The 16,804-nt window shown below is 69.9% G+C and carries 15 protein-coding genes and 1 pseudogene; 11 read left to right on the top strand and 5 right to left on the bottom strand.

Annotated elements, in window-relative coordinates:
- Positions 1-8 precede the first annotated feature (8 nt).
- From H1Q64_RS06085 to H1Q64_RS06100, 4 genes are all read left to right on the top strand, one after another.
- Positions 9-1,856: a mitofilin family membrane protein gene (locus H1Q64_RS06085; protein WP_237904791.1), complete on the top strand. Its 1,848-nt coding sequence runs from the start codon at positions 9-11 to the stop codon at positions 1,854-1,856.
- Entirely contained in the window at positions 1,853-3,262 is a 1,410-nt protein-coding gene (locus H1Q64_RS06090) for a heme biosynthesis protein HemY (RefSeq protein ID WP_237904792.1), read from the top strand. Before H1Q64_RS06085 ends, H1Q64_RS06090 begins: the two co-directional genes overlap by 4 nt.
- Positions 3,263-3,799: 537 nt before the next feature.
- Positions 3,800-4,084 (top strand): YciI family protein, encoded by a 285-nt coding sequence (locus H1Q64_RS06095; protein WP_014238599.1) that lies wholly within the window; start codon positions 3,800-3,802, stop codon positions 4,082-4,084.
- A 16-nt stretch (positions 4,085-4,100) separates the two neighbouring features.
- Positions 4,101-4,514 carry an EVE domain-containing protein gene (locus tag H1Q64_RS06100; protein WP_237904793.1) on the top strand — a complete coding sequence of 138 codons (414 nt, stop codon included), beginning with the start codon at positions 4,101-4,103 and terminating at the stop codon, positions 4,512-4,514.
- Positions 4,515-4,559: 45 nt separating this feature from the next.
- Here H1Q64_RS06100 and H1Q64_RS06105 read toward each other — a convergent pair whose 3' ends face one another.
- Positions 4,560-4,907, bottom strand: coding sequence for a hypothetical protein (locus H1Q64_RS06105; RefSeq protein ID WP_237904794.1), 348 nt, complete (start codon positions 4,905-4,907; stop codon positions 4,560-4,562).
- A gap of 311 nt (positions 4,908-5,218) precedes the next feature.
- On the opposite strand from H1Q64_RS06105, the gene acs reads away from it, so the two are divergent.
- On the top strand, positions 5,219-7,159 hold the full coding sequence (gene acs, locus H1Q64_RS06110; protein ID WP_237904795.1) for an acetate--CoA ligase: 1,941 nt from the start codon (positions 5,219-5,221) through the stop codon (positions 7,157-7,159).
- 69 nt (positions 7,160-7,228) lie between these two features.
- On the opposite strand, the gene H1Q64_RS06115 is transcribed toward acs, so the two are convergent.
- The 3 genes from H1Q64_RS06115 to H1Q64_RS06125 form a co-directional block, all read right to left on the bottom strand.
- Positions 7,229-7,585, bottom strand: a complete 357-nt coding sequence (locus H1Q64_RS06115; RefSeq protein ID WP_237904796.1) for a hypothetical protein — start codon at positions 7,583-7,585, stop codon at positions 7,229-7,231.
- Positions 7,586-7,665: 80 nt separating this feature from the next.
- Positions 7,666-8,151, bottom strand: a complete 486-nt coding sequence (locus tag H1Q64_RS06120; RefSeq protein WP_237904797.1) for a thermonuclease family protein — start codon at positions 8,149-8,151, stop codon at positions 7,666-7,668.
- A gap of 162 nt (positions 8,152-8,313) precedes the next feature.
- Entirely contained in the window at positions 8,314-8,511 is a 198-nt protein-coding gene (locus H1Q64_RS06125; protein WP_237904798.1) for a DUF1674 domain-containing protein, read from the bottom strand.
- Positions 8,512-8,665: 154 nt separating this feature from the next.
- Here H1Q64_RS06125 and htpX point away from each other — a divergent pair, with 154 nt between their 5' ends.
- The 6 genes and pseudogenes from htpX (at position 8,666) to purH (ending at position 16,359) form a co-directional block, all read left to right on the top strand.
- Positions 8,666-9,556 (top strand): zinc metalloprotease HtpX, encoded by an 891-nt coding sequence (gene htpX, locus H1Q64_RS06130; protein ID WP_237904799.1) that lies wholly within the window; start codon positions 8,666-8,668, stop codon positions 9,554-9,556.
- Between the two features lie 91 nt (positions 9,557-9,647).
- Positions 9,648-10,580, top strand: a complete 933-nt coding sequence (locus H1Q64_RS06135; protein WP_237904800.1) for an exopolyphosphatase — start codon at positions 9,648-9,650, stop codon at positions 10,578-10,580.
- Positions 10,581-10,588: 8 nt separating this feature from the next.
- The gene (locus H1Q64_RS06140; RefSeq protein WP_237904801.1) at positions 10,589-11,353 is read left to right on the top strand and encodes a hypothetical protein; all 765 of its coding nucleotides are present in this window, start codon (positions 10,589-10,591) and stop codon (positions 11,351-11,353) included.
- A gap of 86 nt (positions 11,354-11,439) precedes the next feature.
- A pseudogene (locus H1Q64_RS06145) lies at positions 11,440-12,754 on the top strand (RsmB/NOP family class I SAM-dependent RNA methyltransferase).
- Between the two features lie 149 nt (positions 12,755-12,903).
- Complete coding sequence (locus H1Q64_RS06150; protein ID WP_237904802.1) at positions 12,904-14,535, top strand: heparinase II/III family protein; 1,632 nt, start codon at positions 12,904-12,906, stop codon at positions 14,533-14,535.
- 219 nt (positions 14,536-14,754) lie between these two features.
- Positions 14,755-16,359: a bifunctional phosphoribosylaminoimidazolecarboxamide formyltransferase/IMP cyclohydrolase gene (gene purH, locus H1Q64_RS06155; RefSeq protein WP_237904803.1), complete on the top strand. Its 1,605-nt coding sequence runs from the start codon at positions 14,755-14,757 to the stop codon at positions 16,357-16,359.
- 129 nt (positions 16,360-16,488) lie between these two features.
- On the opposite strand, the gene H1Q64_RS06160 is transcribed toward purH, so the two are convergent.
- Entirely contained in the window at positions 16,489-16,740 is a 252-nt protein-coding gene (locus H1Q64_RS06160; protein WP_237904804.1) for a hypothetical protein, read from the bottom strand.
- Positions 16,741-16,804: the final 64 nt, after the last annotated feature.

A 16,804-nucleotide genomic window follows, 5' to 3' on the forward strand; every position in this document is an offset into this window, starting at 1 on the left:
GGCACCCAATGACCTCTCGCCCAGGCTCCGAACACGAGGCTGACCCGAACGGCCACACGCCGTCCGACCAGAACCAGACGCCCCAGAACCAGATGGCCGACCAGAATCAAGTGGGCGGCGGCCCCGCCGTCGAGCGCATCATCGAACGCTTCGGCGGCATCCGCCCCATGGCCCACAAGCTGGACATCCCGGTCACCACGGTGCAGGGCTGGAAGAAGCGCGGCGCCATTCCGCTGGCCCGCCACGCCGATCTCCGCGCCTCCGCCGCCAAGCACCGGATCAAGCTGAGCGAAGCCGACCTGGAAGCCGCCACGCCGAGCGAGGACCGCAACGCTCCCGACGCCGCCGGGTCGGTGATCCCGCTGCCGCCGGACGCCCCTGTCATCGCGTCGACCGCTCCCCTCTCCGAAAGCGCCGAGCCCGTCAAGGCCGAGGACACCCTGCCGGGCGCCGACACGCTGCCGGGCGGTGGCCCGGTGCCGGCCACGGACCTGCCGCCCTCCATCCTGCCGCCCGCCGCGGACACTCTGCCGCCCTCCACTTTGTCGGGCGCCGACACGCTGCCCAGCGACGGCGTGAAGGCCGAGACGATCAAGGGCGAGGAGATCCGCTCCGAAGAGGTCAAGGTCGAGGAGACCCGGATCGAGGAGGCCAAGGCCGATCCCTTCAAGCCGGAAGAGGTCAAGAGCGAGACACCGCCGCCGGTGGAACCCCCCGCCCCCGCCTACACCTCCTCCTATGAGCCGCCGCGCTACGAGGCGCCGCGCGAGGAGCGCAAGTCCGGCGCCGGCTTCGCCACCGCCGTCTCGCTGATCGCCCTGCTGGTTGGCGCCGCCGCCCTCTCGCAGCCCTGGTGGGGTCCGCGCGTCCCCGGCTGGCCCACCGCCGGCGGTCCCGCCGCTCCGGTTGCCACGGCGCCAGCGCCGCAGCCCGACCCGGCCCTGCGCAACCAGATCCAGCAGCTGTCCGAACGCCTCGCCAAGCTGGAGCAGCGCTCCGCCGCCCCGGCCGAGGGCAACGCCGCCGCCGGCATCGACCAGCAGACGCTGGACAACGCCGTCGGCCAGCTCACCGCCCGCATCCAGCAGCTTGAGGAGCGTCCGCAGGCCGCCGCCGCCTCCGCCCCCGCCGAGCCCGACCCGCGTGTGGCCCAGCTGACCGAGCAGCTCGGCCAAGTCCAGCAGCGCGTCGAGGCCGTGGGCAGCGAGGCCCAGGCCGCCGGGCAGATCCGCCAGGAGGTGGACGCGCTGAAGCAGGAGCTGGCCGCCGTCAACCAGGCGGTGGAGACCCGCCGCGACGCCGCCACCGCCGCCCAGGCGCTGGTGCTCGCCGCCGGGCAGCTCCGCTCCGCCCTGGCCGCCGGGCAACCGTTCCAGCAGGAACTCCAGGCCGTCCGCGCCGTGGCGTCGGGCGATGCGCAGGTGACGCAGCCGCTGGAGGCCGTCACCGGCTACGCCGCCAAGGGCGTGCCGACGCAGCCGCAGCTCACCGACCGTTTCACCGCCATGGCCTCCGACATCGTGCGCGCCGACAACCAGGGCGAGGGCAACGACTGGGTGGAGCAGGTCACCGGCAAGATCGCCACGCTGGTCACCGTCCGCCGCTCGGGCGGCGACGCGGTCGGCGACGGCGTCTCGGCGGTGGTCGCCCGTGCCGAAGCCGCCCTGCAGGCCGGCAACCTCGGCGGCGCGGTCAAGGAGCTGGCGGCCCTGAAGGGTCCGGCGGCGCAGGTCGCCGCCCCGTGGATCGCCGACGCCAAGGCCCGTCTGGCCGCCAACGAGGCCGGCCAGCAGCTCACCAACCGCGCCATCGGCCTGCTGTCGCAGTCCGCCGGTGTCAAGGGGGCGGCCCAATGACACGCGCCATCTGGTTCATCATCAAGGTCGCCATCGTCGTCGCGATCGCGGTCTGGCTGGCCAACCACCCCGGCACCGTCGCCATCAACTGGCAGGGCTACGTCGTCGAGACCGGCTTCGGCATCGCCATCCTGATCGGCATCGCCGCCCTGGCGGCGGGCATCGTCCTCTACCGGCTGGGCCGCGCCATCCTCGGCGCGCCGCGCAACTTCGGCCGCTACCGCCGGTCGCGGCGGCGCGAGCGCGGCTATCAGGCGCTGACCCGCGGCATGGTCGCCGTCGCCGCCGGCGACGCCACGACCGCCCGCAAGATGGCGCGCAAGGCCGACGGGCTGCTCAACGAGCCGCCGCTGACCATGCTGCTGTCGGCCCAGGCCGCCCAGCTCCAGGGCGACGACCGCGCGGCGAAGGAATACTTCACCGCCATGCTCGACCGGCCGGAGACCGCCTTCCTCGGCCTGCGCGGCCTGCTGACGCAGTCGCTGAAGGCCGGTGACCGGGTGGAGGCGCTGCAGCTCGCCCGCCGTGCCCAGTCGCTCCAGCCCAACACACCCTGGCTGCTCGGCACGCTGTACGACCTGGAAGCCCGCTCGGGCGAATGGGCAGCGGCGGAAGGCACGCTGCAGCAGGCCGTGCAGGCCGGCGCCATCAACCCCGATGACGGCCGCCGCCACCGCGCCACCCTGCTTCTGGAGCGCAGCTTCGAGGCGGAGCGCCGCGGCCGGTCCGACTCGGCCCTCTCGCACGCCCAGGCGGCGCACGACCTGCTGTCCGGCTTCGTCCCGGCGGCGGCCCGCGCGGCCCGGCTGCAGATGGCTATCGGCAAACACAAGAACGCCGCCAAGACCCTCGAGCGCTGCTGGCGCGTCAACCCGCACCCGGATCTGACCTCGGCCTACCGGGAGGTGGTTTCCAGCTACGACCCGATGACCCGGGTGAAGATGTTCGAGAAGCTGCGCAACCACGCCCCCAACGACGTCGAGTCGCTGCTCGCCGTGGCCCGCGCCGCCCTCGACGCCCAGCTGTGGGGCGAGGCCCGCGCCCATCTGACCAAGGCGCTGGAGATGCGGCCCTCCCGCCGCGTCTTCCAACTCCTGGCCGAGCTGGAGCGGGCGGAGCGGCAGGACGAGGAGGCGGCGCGCGCCTGGCTGGCTCAGGCGGCCAACGCCCCGGCGGACGCGGCCTGGACCTGCACCGCCTGCAACGCGGTCAGCCCGAGCTGGGGCGGCCTGTGCGGCCATTGCGGCGCCTTCGACAGCCTGGAATGGAAGACCCCGACCGTCAGCATGTCGCTGATGAGCCCGGAGTCCGCTCCGACGGCCATCGCCCACCATGCGACGGAGCCGGTCACCGGCCAGCCGGGCGTCGCGCCCGGAGGCCAGATCGCTCCCCAGGGAGCGACCTGAAGCGGGGCGTGCTTCGCTTCGGACCGCGACGGCGGTCCCGGTCGCATCAGCAGAAAGCCCCTTCCCGGTCCGCCGGGAAGGGGCTTTTTCTTTGCCGGGACGGTGAGCCACGGAGACGGACGCACGGGGAGCCGTCCGGTGGCGCTTCGCTTTCCGGGAAATCATGAGCAAGTCTGTAATTATTGCAACATCGGATATAATGTGAAAGACTTCGGCCTAGCCGCAATCGGAGTCCGTTTCATGTTCGCCCCACCGCACCCGCTCGCCCTGCTGGCGCTCCGCGCCGCCGCACTGCTGAAGGCCGGGCGGATGACCGCCGCGGGGCGGAGCGTGGACGGGCGAAAACAGCGCGAGGCCTGAACGAAACCGCTGCAAAGGCGGTCCGGAACGTCTCGGCCGTCCGCCGCCGCTGCGCGCGCCTTTCCTCTGGCTGCATCGCTGACACCACCGCCAGCGGATAGGCCGCGCGTCGCGGCACCTTCCGCGGCGGTCGCGGCTGCGCTAGGCTCCCGCCCAACCGAACGGGAGACCCAAGCCATGCTCTACATGTTCCATTGCACCGACAAGGCCGGCGCCGCCCAGGTGCGGACCGACAACCGCCCCGCCCATCTGGCCTATCTGGAAGCGCACGCCGACCGCCTGTTCGCCGCCGGCCCGCTGCTGTCCGACGATGGCCAGGGCATGGCCGGCAGCCTGCTGATCGTGGAGTGCGCCGACGAGGCCGCCGCGAAGGACTTCGCCGCCAACGACCCCTACGCCCAGGCCGGGCTGTTCGAGAGCGTGGAGATCCGGGCGTGGCGCCGGGTCTACCCGAAGTCCTGACCGGGGGCGGACGGCGATGGCCCGCTGGCTTCTGAAGTCGGAGCCCTTCAAATATTCGTGGGAGCGCATGGTCGCCGACGGCTCCACCCATTGGGACGGCGTGCGCAACCATCAGGCGTCGAACAACCTGAAGGCCATGAAGGTCGGCGACCGGGCCTTCTTCTACCACTCGAACGAGGGGCTGGAGGTGGTCGGCGTCGTCGAGGTCGCGCGGGAGTACTACCCGGACCCGAGCGACGAGGCGGGGCGCTTCGGCATGGTCGACGTGCGGGCGCTGCTGCCCGTGAAGACGCCGGTCACGCTGAAGACGATGAAGGCCGACCCGCTTCTTCAGGGCATGGCCCTGGTCAAGCAGTCGCGCCTGTCGGTCTGCCCGGTGTCGGACGCCGAATGGGCGCATGTCTGCGCGCTGGCCGGGATCGAGGCCTGACGGTTCCCTGGATCTATCAAGAACGCGGCCGTCTGCGGCGGCGGATCAGTCCGCCGGTTCGCAGATGGCCGCCTGGAAATCCTGCGTGGCCTGAAGCATCCGGCGGGCCAGCGCCTGCATCTCCGCCGCGGCTCCGGCGAAGCCCGCGTCTTCGCCGAACGGGGCCAGGGCGGCCGAACCGGACGCCTCCAACTCGGCCAGCGACGCCGTGCGCAGGGCAGCGTCGATCACCATCAGGCTGGTGCGGCTGCCCATCTCCGACAGGCGCCCGGCCAGTTCCATGCCCGGTTCCATGCCCTGTCCGGCGCCGCCACCAGTCGTGCCGTTTCCGGTGGTGCCGTCCGCGTTGGTCGTGCTGGCCATGCCGGTGCCCTGCTGTTGGGTGAACAGCATGCACGCTAACGATGAGGCGGTTAAGACCGGGTTAAGCGGCCCTCCGCGGGGCGTTCTCATGCTTTCGTGCTATGCGCGACAAATAGTCGCGCTGTCGTGTCGCCGCGGAAGCCGGTGAATTCAAAAGAACGGGCGGTGCGCTGCAACAAAGTGGAACGGAAAGCCCCGATGGAGGGGGCGGACAATCAGCCGTTCTGCTTGTGGTGACGGGAACTTGTGTGGATAATGTCCCGCAACAGGGGCGGCCGGAAACCGCTCCCCAACAGCCCTTCAGGGCGTAACCAGAAGCACTACGGGGGAATCGCGAGCCAATGTCCGACAATTCGTTTTTTCCTGTTAAGCAGGAAATCGCCAAGACCGCTTACGTGGACGAAGCCGCCTACGCCCGCCTGTACGAGCAATCGATCAACGATCCGGAAGCCTTTTGGGGCGAGCAGGGCAAGCGCATCGACTGGATCAAGCCCTACAGCAAGGTGAAGGACGTCAGCTATACCGGCGATGTCCACATCAAGTGGTTCTACGACGGCACGCTGAACGTGTCCGCCAACTGCGTCGACCGCCACCTCGCGACGCGCGGCGACCAGACCGCCATCATCTTCGAAGGCGACGATCCGGGCGTTTCCAAGCACATCACCTACAAGGAACTGCACGAGCAGGTTTGCCGCCTCGCCAACGTCCTGAAGAAGAACGGCGTCAAGAAGGGCGACCGCGTCACCATCTACCTGCCGATGATCCCCGAGGCCGCCTACGCCATGCTGGCCTGCGCGCGCGTCGGCGCCATCCACTCCATCGTGTTCGGCGGCTTCTCGCCGGACAGCCTGAAGGACCGCATCGTCGACTGCGACAGCCACTTCGTCATCACCTCCGACGAGGGTCTGCGCGGCGGCCGCAAGGTTCCGCTGAAGGCGAACGCCGACAAGGCCGTCGCCGCGGCGCCGGGCGTCAAGCATGTGCTGGTCGTCAAGCACACCGGCGGCAACGTCGCCTGGACCGATGGCCGCGACCTCTGGTACCACGAGGAGATCGCGTCGGTCTCCGCCGACTGCCCGCCGGAGGAGATGAGCGCGGAGGACCCGCTGTTCATCCTCTACACCTCGGGCTCGACCGGCAAGCCGAAGGGTGTGCTGCACACCACCGGCGGCTATCTCGTCTACGCGTCGATGACGCACCAGTACGTCTTCGACTACAAGGACGGCGAGGTCTACTGGTGCACCGCCGACGTGGGCTGGGTCACCGGCCACAGCTACATCGTCTACGGCCCGCTGGCCAACGGCGCCACCACGCTGATGTTCGAAGGCGTGCCGACCTATCCGGACATCTCCCGCTTCTGGCAGGTGGTGGACAAGCACAAGGTCAACATCTTCTACACCGCCCCGACCGCCATCCGCTCGCTGATGCGCGAGGGTGAGGGTCCGGTAAAGAAGACGTCCCGTTCCTCGCTGCGCATCCTCGGTTCGGTGGGCGAGCCGATCAATCCGGAAGCCTGGCTGTGGTACTACAACGTCGTCGGCGATGGCCGTTGCCCGATCGTCGACACCTGGTGGCAGACCGAGACCGGCGGCATCCTGATCACCCCGCTGCCGGGCGCCATCGGCCAGAAGCCGGGTTCGGCGACCAAGCCCTTCTTCGGCGTCAAGCCGGTCGTCGTGGACAACGACGGCAAGGAACTGGAGGGCGAGACGGAAGGCAACCTGTGCATCGCCGACAGCTGGCCGGGCCAGATGCGGACGGTGTTCGGCGACCACGAGCGCTTCGTCCAGACCTACTTCTCGACCTTCGCGGGCTACTACTTCACCGGTGACGGCTGCCGCCGCGACGCGGACGGCTATTATTGGATCACCGGCCGCGTGGACGACGTGATCAACGTGTCGGGCCACCGCATGGGCACGGCGGAAGTGGAAAGCGCGCTGGTCGCCCACCCGAAGGTGGCCGAGGCCGCCGTCGTCGGCTACCCGCACGATCTCAAGGGCCAGGGCATCTATGCCTACGTCACGCTCAACGCCGGGGAAAGCCCGACGGAGGAGCTGCGCAAGGAACTGGTGGCCTGGGTGCGCAAGGAGATCGGCCCGATCGCCTCTCCGGACCTGATCCAGTGGTCGCCGGGCCTGCCGAAGACCCGTTCGGGCAAGATCATGCGCCGCATCCTGCGCAAGATCGCGGCGAACGAGCACGACAGCCTGGGCGACACCTCAACGCTGGCCGATCCGACCGTCGTGACCGACCTGATCGAGAACCGCATGAACAACGCCTGATCGCGGCGTTCATCGGGGTTTGTCTACGGACCGGGGGCCTTCGTGGCCCCCGGTTTCGTTTTGGGGCCGTTATCTGGGAGCGGTGTCCGATCCGCCGGACGCGCCGCTGCCGGATTGGGTCTTCACGGCTTCGGCGGTGCCGGGCTTCAGGCCGGACTCGCCGCTCGCCGCGTCGGGGACGGAGCCGATGCGGCCCTGCGCGCGGGTCTCCGCCGCGTTCTTCTGCTTCTCGGTGCGGCGCTCGCCCAGAGTCGGGTCCTGGGCGCCGGTCGATTCCATCCAGGCTTCGCCCTGGGACGGCGGGGCGGCACCGAGACCGCCCTCCATCGTCTTGGCGTCCTGCGCCACGACGGCTCCGGACAGGGCGAGGCTGGCGGCCAGCAAGGCGATGGCGCCGGGGACGTAAGACGAGGCCTGGGTCGTCATGGTTCGCTCTCCTCCTTGGTGGGAGGGGCAACAGCGGAGCGAGACGGCGGGTTCCCGAATCATCCTTTGGTGGAGCCGGGTTAGCCCATGCCCGTCCCGTCGCACCAGGGTTGGCGCCGGTCGCCGTGATAGCGACGGGCGAGCCCCGCTTCGATCAGCGCGGCCGATAGGTCGGTGCCTCCGCCGGTCAGCACGCGGGCGCGCACCCGCCCGCCATATTTGTCAGGCTGGACGTCGAGCAGCCGCACCGGGGCGGCTCCGATCAGGCGGCGCGCGTGGTCGCGGGCGGTCTCCGCCAGTTCGCGCTCACGGGGGCAGCGGGCGCGCATCTCCGGCGCGTCCAGCCCGTCCATCCGGACATGGGTTTCCACCACCTGACCCAGCCAGATGGTGGCGCGCACCAGCAGCGTGTCGCCATCCAGAACCTCCAACACCTCCGCTGGGATCGGGCCGGGCAGGGCGGGCGGAGCGGCCTGGACGGTGCCGGCCAGCAATGCGGAGAGAAACGCCAGCCATAACCGGGTGGAGCGGGGCGGGCATGGGGTGATGAACTTGGGCGATCCCATGGCGCGACCTCACCGGGCACCGGTTCGCGAAAGGGCGAACCGGTCACAGAGTAGCGCGCGAACCAGAACACATCAAGCACAATCTAGGTATTATGTCCTGAATGCGTATGTATTCAATTCTCGAACGGGAATGCGAAGGCAATTGATCCTAAGGGTGTCGGCTTAGAAGTCCGAGCAGCGGCCCTTGAACTCCCAATCGCCGAAGCGGGTCGGCTCCGGTCCCTGGGGACCGCCGATTTCGCCGGGCATCTGCTCGGGTCCCTTGGCGCCGGTCTCGGGGGTCGTTTCGGCGTCGGGCTTCGGGGTGTCGGGCTTCGGGGTGTCCTGTGGTGCCGGGCTGGTGGTCTTCGTCTCGGTCATGGCCGTCCTCTGGGGTCGGGTGCGGTGCCGGGCCATCTTGAACGATGCCTTCCGCCAAGCCCATATCACCAGACAGGCCCGGCGGAAAGCCCCGCCGGGGCCATCTCGTCCAACCAACAGTGAAACCGTCCAGAAGATCGCCCGGAACATCGCCATGACCAGCTACGTGAAGACCACCATCCTCCTCGCCGGCCTGACCGCCCTGTTCATGGGCATCGGCTATCTGATCGGCGGCAAGGGCGGCATGATGATCGCCTTCGTCATGGCGCTGGGCATGAACCTGTTCAGCTACTGGAACTCCGGCGACATGGTGCTGTCCATGTACGGCGCGCGGGAGGTCGACGCCTACACCGCTCCCGAATATTACGGCATCGTCCAGCAGCTGGCCGAGCGCGCCGGCCTGCCGATGCCGCGCGTCTACATCATGGAGAACGACCAGCCCAACGCCTTCGCCACCGGGCGCAACCCGGAGAACGCCGCGGTCGCCGCCACCACCGGCCTGCTGCGCCTGCTGAGCCCGGAGGAGATCGCCGGCGTCATGGCGCATGAGCTGGCCCATGTGAAGAACCGCGACACGCTGATCATGACGATCACCGCGACCATCGCGGGCGCCATCTCCATGCTCGCCAACTTCGGCATGTTCTTCGGCGCGTCGCAGAGCAACAGCCAGAACGGGCAGGGCGGCAACCCGCTGGGGCTGATCGGCGGCATCCTGGTTGCCATCCTGGCCCCCTTCGCCGCGATGATCGTGCAGATGGCGATCAGCCGCACCCGCGAGTACGAGGCCGACCGCATCGGCGCGGAGATCTGCGGGCGTCCGCTGTGGCTGGCCGACGCGCTGACCCGCATCCACAACTACGCCCACCAGATCCCCAATTACGCGGCGGAATCCAACCCGGCCACGGCACACCTGTTCATCGCCAACCCGCTGCACGGGCGCAGCCTCGACAGCCTGTTCTCCACCCATCCGAACATGGAGGAGCGGGTGCGCCGCCTGCGCGGCATGGCCGGTCCCTCCTTCATGCCGCGCAGCCCCTGGGGGTGAGCGGAGACGGCTCGGTTCGCGGTTGCGTGACGAAAGGCGTAAGACTACTTTCCCCCTGCTTGCCGATTGTGGGGCGATCAGGGGGAACCGCATGTCCGACGTCACGAAATACCGCCTCGTCACCCGGTCCGACTTCGACGGGCTGGTTTGCGCCGTGCTCCTAAAGGAGTTGGGCATTCTCGACGAGATCAAGTTCGTGCATCCCAAGGACATGCAGGACGGCAAGGTCGAGATTTCCGACCGCGACATCACCACCAATCTGCCCTATGTGCCCGGCGTCCATCTCGCCTTCGACCACCATCTGTCGGAGACGATCCGCGTCGGCAAGCGCGACAACCACATCATTGAGGCCGACGCCCCCTCCGCCGCTCGCGTCGTCTACAATTACTACGGCGGCAAGGAGCGCTTCCCGACCATCTCCAACGCGATGATGGCCGCGGTCGATCAGGCCGACTCCGCCCAGTACGGCATCGAGGACATCCTGAAGCCGCAGGGCTGGGCCCTGCTGAACTTCATCATGGACGCGCGCACGGGCCTCGGCCGCTTCCGCGATTTCCGCATCTCCAACTATCAGCTGATGATGGAGCTGATCGACTATTGCCGCAGCCACGGCATCGACGAGATCCTCGCCCTGCCCGACGTGAAGGAGCGGGTGGACCTCTACACCGAGCATGAGGCGAAGTTCTCCGACCAGCTCGCCCGCTGCAGCACGATCCGCGGCAATGTCGTGGTCATCGACCTGCGGCGGGAGGAGACCATCTACGCAGGCAACCGCTTCATGATCTACGCCATGTACCCGGAAGCGAACGTGTCGATCCACGTGCTGTGGGGTCTGAAGCAGCAGAACACGGTGCTGGCCTGCGGCAAGTCGATCATCAACCGCAGCTCCAAGACCAACATCGGCCCGCTGATGCTGGAATACGGCGGCGGCGGCCACGAGGCCGCGGGCACCTGCCAAGTGGACAACGACAAGGCCGAGGCGGTGCTGGAGGAGATCGTCGGGCGCATGCGCGCCGACGGCTGACGGGGATCGTGCCGGATCTGTTTCTCGACAAGACCGCGCTGTTCGATGCGGGCTGGCTGAGCGTTTCCACCGCCACCAGCCGGGATGACGTGCTCCTCCGCATCGCCGAGGCCGAACGCCGTGCCGAGGCGGCGGTGGAGCAACTCGGACAGACGCTGAGCCAGGGCGGAATTCCGGCTTCCGGTGCGGCGGCGGAGCGCGACCGGCGCATCGACGCCTTGCTGGCGCTGGAGACGCGCGGCATCCCCGCTTCCGGCGCCGCGGCGGACGGGGCGGTGGAGCGTGTCATGATGGAGGTCGGCTTCCGCAAGCGCGACCTGATGCCCCGCTTCCACGAGCTGGCCGAGCATTGCCGCGCCGTCCACCGCCGCGCCCTGGCCATGGCGCGGGACGCGCGCTGGGCGCTGATGCTGGAGCGCGCCGCCGCCGACCCCGGCGGGCCGTCCAGCCCCATCCAGGGAACCGGGACCCGCTACGTCAAGAGCGACCGCTACGACGCCCGCGCCGCGCGCAGCCTGCCGCCGGACGACCGCGTGCGCGCCGACCGTTTCCTCAAGCGGCTGGGCGAGGACCCGGTGCCGCCAGAGCTGGAGCTGACCGCGTTGGAGGGAACAGGTCTGGAAGGGGCGGGGCTGTGGGCGATGAAGGCGGGCAACGGCAACCGTTTCATCCTGCGCCGGGGTGAGCTGCGGGGTGTCGCCTGCTTCTTCGTCGAGGACGTCGGCCCCTATCCCGACCACGAAGGCGGACGGCGGGGCGCCCTGGCCCGCTGAGGCCCTTGCCGAGAAGAGTCCGAATCCGCTCGGCCCCGCGCTGCGGCTACTCGACACCCGCGGCCCGGCGCGCTACATCCAGCGGCATGTCCGACGCCTCCCTTGCCGCGCGCTCCGCCGCGCTTGATCTTCTGCGCGATGTGCTGCGCAAGTCCATCCCCTTCGACGATGCGTTCGAGGCGCATCCGGAGTTGCGTGGGCTCGACCCGCGCGACCGCGGCTTCGTGCGGCTTCTGACCGCCACCGTGCTGCGCCGGCTCGGCCAGATCGACGCGCTGATCCAGGGCAGCCTCGCCAAGCCGGGTCTGCCCAAGGCCACCGTGCACGACATCCTGCGGCTGGGCGCGGCCCAACTCGTCTTCCTCGGCACGCCCGCCCACGCCGCCGTCGACACGGCGGTGGAATTGGCCGCGGCCCGGGGAGCCGAACCCTACAAGGGCCTGATCAACGCCGTCCTGCGCCGCATCGGGCGCGAGGGGACGGAGTTGGCCGCCCAGCAGGACGCCGGGCGCCTGAACACGCCGGACTGGCTGTGGCTGGCCTGGCGGCAGGCCTACGGCATCGGCCGCACCCGCGGCATCGTCGAGGCGCACCTGCACGAGGCGCCGCTGGACATCACCGTCAAGGCCGATCCCGCGGTGTGGGCGGAGCGGCTGGAGGCCCGGCTGCTGCCCACCGGCACGTTGCGCCGCGCCGCCGGCGGCAACCTGACGGAGCTGCCGGGCTTCGCCGAGGGCGCGTGGTGGGTGCAGGACCTCGCCGCCTCGCTGCCGGCCAAGCTGTTCGGCGATCTGGCGGGCAAGCGCGTCTACGACCTGTGCGCGGCGCCCGGCGGCAAGACCGCGCAACTCGTCGCACAGGGTGCAGAGGTGACGGCGGTCGACCGCTCCGCCAAGCGGCTGGAGCGGGTGCGGGAGAATCTAGCCCGCCTCAACCTGTCGGCGGAGGTGCTGGCGACCGACGCCGCCACCTGGACCCCCGACCAGCCCGCCGACGCGGTGCTGCTCGATGCTCCCTGCTCGGCCACCGGGGCGATCCGCCGCCATCCCGACATCCTGCGGGTCAAGTCGCCGGAGGACATCGCCAAGCTGGCCAAGGCGCAGAGCCGCCTGCTGGCCCACGCCGTCGATCTGGTGAAGCCGGGCGGAACGCTGATCTACTGCACCTGCCATCCAGCCGGAGGAGGGCGAGGCGCAGATCGACCGCATCCTAGCCCGCGACAAGCGGGTCGAGCGCCTGCCCATCACGCCGGCCGATCTGGGTGGCGGCCATGCGGGGGATGGCAATTTGGCCGAGTTGATCAACGAGCGCGGTGAGGTACGATCCCTGCCGGGCATGCTCGGGGACCTCGGCGGCATCGACGGGTTCTTCGTGGCAAGGCTGCGACGGTTGCACGATTAGGGCACCACCGGCTTGCGGGGGTCGAGGCGAATTTGATACGACAACAGGATGCATCCCCCCGATCGCCCGAATGCCTTCAGCGAAGCGCCGGTCATCGCCTTCCCCTGCCGTGTGACGGGGTGAGCCGATGAGCGCCGGGCCGTGGGAAAATGGGCCGCTTGCGGGACGGCGTCGCGCAGATCGCCTTCGGCAACCCGATCTACAAGCTGACCTTGGGCGGCCGCGCGCCGACCGCCCTGTCCGCCGTGCCGCCGGACCCCTGGCCGGGCGACGCCGGGGACGGCTCGGCGATCCTGGCCGGCGTCTTCCGCTTCGGCGGGCAAGCCGCGGCGGCCGACGCCCACGGCGCGCCGAACTGGCGGGCCGGCAGCGCCGTTTGGCAGGACGCCCTGCACGGCTTCGAATGGCTGCGCGATCTGCGCGCGGTCGGCGGCGACACGGCGCGGCGGCGCGCCCGCGCGCTGGTGCTGTCCTGGCTGGACCATAACGGCGGCTGGAACGCCCAGACGTGGGCGCCAGAGGTGCTGGGCGCCCGCATCGCCGCCTGGATCGGTCTGCACGACTTCTACTGCGCCTCCGCCGACGACGAATTCCGCGCCGCGGTCTTCGACAGCCTCGCCCGTCAGGTCAAGCATCTGACCCGCGTGGTGCCCGGCGCGCTGGACGGCAAGGCGCTGGTCACCGCGGCCAAGGGCCTCGTCTATGGCGGCTTCTGCCTGCCGGAGCATGAGCGGATCGGCCAGGACGCGCTGAAGCTGCTGGAGCGGGAACTGCCGCGCCAGATCCTGCCGGACGGCGGCCATGTCGAACGCTGCCCCTCGGTGCAGCTGCGCATCCTGCGCGACCTGATCGACATGCGGTCGGTCCTGCGCACCGCCCGCGCCGACGTGCCGGAGGCGCTGCAGCACGCCATCGACCGCATGACCCCGGCCCTGCGCTTCTTCCGCCACGGCGACGGCGGGCTTGCCCTGTTCAACGGCGGGCGGGAGGAGGACGCGGCGCTGGTCGACACGGTGCTGGCCCAGGCCGACGCCCGCGGGCGCCCGCTGAAGAGCGCGCCGCACACCGGCTTCGAGCGGCTGATCGCCGGGCGGACCATGGTGCTGATGGACACCGGCGTGCCGCCGGTCACCGGGCTGGACGCCACCGCCCACGCCGGCACCCTGTCGCTGGAGATGTCGGTCGGCAAGGAGCGGCTGATCGTCAATTGCGGCGCCCATCCGGTGAAGACCGGTCCCTGGCGCGCCGCGCTGGCCGGCACCGCCGCCCATTCCACCGTCGTGCTGGCCGAGACCAACTCGTCGGAGGTGATCGAGGAGGGCGGGCTGGGCCGCCGCCCCTCCCATGTCGGCTGCGAGCGGCAGGAGAACGACGGGGCGGTGCTGGTCGTCGCCACCCACAACGGCTACAGCCGCAACTTCGGCTATCTGCACCGCCGCCGCGTCTATCTGGCGGAGAACGGCGAGGACCTGCGCGGCGAGGACATGCTGGAGCCGGTGATCGGCGCCACGCCTGAGCCGCGGCCCTTTACCATCCGCTTCCACCTGCACCCCGCGGTCCAGGCGACCCTCGTCCAGGGCGGGCAGGTGCAGTTGAAGCTGCCGAGCGGGGCCGCTTGGCGGCTGCGCGCCTCGGGCGGCACGCTGGAGCTGGAGGAGAGCATTTATCTGGGCAGCGGCGACGAGCCGCGGCGGACCACCCAGATCGCCGTCTCCGGACATACCGGCTCCGCCATCAAGACGGTGAAATGGGCCTTGCGCCGCGAGCGCAAGGGGGGGTAAACCGCGCGCATCCGCGGCGGACAGGCCGTGGGAATACGGATCGGTGCCTGTTTCGAGAGTCTGTGGAGTGTTCGCCCTGCGACCGTAACCCTCGCCCGGGCGGGGGGGACGAAGCGGGGTGTTTCGCTTTTCCGGATCGGTCAGGTCCCCGACGGCTCAGGTCCCGTCTTCCCATGCCCGGTCCGCCGCAGCCGGTTCCATGACAGCCAGGATGCCCCGATGAGCCCGCCGAACGTCGCCCACTCGCCCGCCCCCGATCTCGTCCGCATCACGCGCGCGCTGATCTCCGTGTCCGACAAGACGGGCCTCGTCGCGCTCGGTCAGGCGCTGGCGGCCAAGGGCGTGGAGATCCTGTCCACCGGCGGCTCCGCCCAGCGGCTGGCCGAGGCCGGCATCCCGGTGAAGGAGGTCTCCGACCACACCGGCTTCCCGGAGATCATGGACGGGCGCGTCAAGACGCTGCACCCGCGCGTGCACGGCGGCATCCTGGCCCGCCGCGACATCCACGCCGAGGCGATGACCACCCACGACATCCCGCCGATCGACCTCGTGGTGGTGAACCTCTACCCGTTCGAGGCGACGGTGTCGAAGGGCGCCGACTACGCCAACTGCGTGGAGAACATCGACATCGGCGGCCCGGCGATGATCCGCGCCGCGGCCAAGAACCATGACTTCGTCACCGTCGTCACCGACCCCGAGGATTACGAGGCGGTGCTGGACGAACTGGCGACCCACGACGGCGCGGTCACGCTGAAGCTCCGCCGCATGCTGGCCCAGCGCGCCTACGCCCGCACGGCGTCCTACGACGCGGCCATCTCCTCCTGGCTGGCCGGCCAGCTCGGCGAGACCTTCCCGCCGCGCACCACCCTGTCGGGCAAGCTCAGCCAGACCCTGCGCTACGGCGAGAACCCGCACCAGCAGGCGGCCTTCTACGTCACCGGCGAGCAGCGTCCGGGTGTGGCGACGGCGATCCAGCTCCAGGGCAAGGAGCTGTCCTACAACAACCTGAACGACACCGACGCCGCCTTCGAGCTGGTCGCCGAGTTCGAGCGTCCGGCCGTCGCCATCATCAAGCACGCCAACCCCTGCGGCGTGGCCGAGGGGGCGAACCTGCTCGACGCCTACAAGCAGGCCCTGCTGTGCGATCCGGTCAGCGCCTTCGGCGGCATCATTGCCGTCAACCGTCCGCTGGACGCCGCCACGGCGGAGGAGATCGCCAAGCTGTTCGCCGAGGTGGTGATCGCCCCGGACGCCGACGACGCGGCCCGCGCCCTGCTCGCCACCAAGAAGAACCTGCGCGTCCTGCTGACCAAGGACGTGCCGAACCCGGCCGAGCCGGGGATGATGGTGAAGCAGCTCTCCGGCGGCTTCCTGCTGCAGAACCGCGACAACGGCCGCATTTCCCTTGACGATCTGAAGGTGGTGACCAAGCGCGCCCCGACCGAGCAGGAGCTGGCCGACCTACTCTTCGCCTTCCGCGTCGCCAAGCATGTGAAGTCGAACGCCATCGTCTACGCGAAGAACGGCGCCACGGTGGGCGTCGGCGCCGGCCAGATGAGCCGCGTCGACTCGGCCCGCATCGCCGCCATCAAGTCGGCGGAGGCTGCCAAGGCCGCCGGCCTGAGCGAGCCGCTGACCAAGGGTTCGGTGGTCGCGTCGGACGCCTTCTTCCCCTTCGCGGACGGCCTGCTGGCCGCAGCGGAAGCCGGCGTGACGGCGGTGATCCAGCCCGGCGGCTCGATCCGCGACAACGACGTTATCGCTGCCGCCGATGAGAAGGGTCTGGCGATGGTGCTGACGGGGATGCGCCACTTCCGGCACTGAGCCGTTCGATTACCCCCACCCTGACCCTCCCCCGCTGGGCGGGGGAGGGGAATTTGGGGGAGCTGTTCCCTCCCCCACCCAGCGGGGGAGGGCCGGGGTGGGGGCGTTACGCCGACACCCCCAGTGCGCTTACGACCCCCGCCGCGCCCCCATCAGCCGCGCCAGCAGGGCGGCTTCGGTCTGCGGCGTTTTTCCGTCCGCACCGTCTTCCGGCTTCAGGCGCCCGGTCGCCGCCATGGCGATCAGCATCGCCGGATGCATCGCTGGATGATGCCCCGACGGACGCCCTGTCGACTCGTCTTCCCCACGCGCCGCGGCGTGGTCGCGGGCCAGCGCCTCGTTGATGTGCGCGAAGGCCTCGATGTCCTTGATGTGCAACATGTCCGTTCCGCCCTCCGCGCAAAGTTCGTTGTGCGTCGCAGCAAAAGGCAAGTTAGCAGCTTCC

This window comes from Azospirillum brasilense, assembly GCF_022023855.1.
GTDB classification, from domain to species: domain Bacteria; phylum Pseudomonadota; class Alphaproteobacteria; order Azospirillales; family Azospirillaceae; genus Azospirillum; species Azospirillum brasilense_F.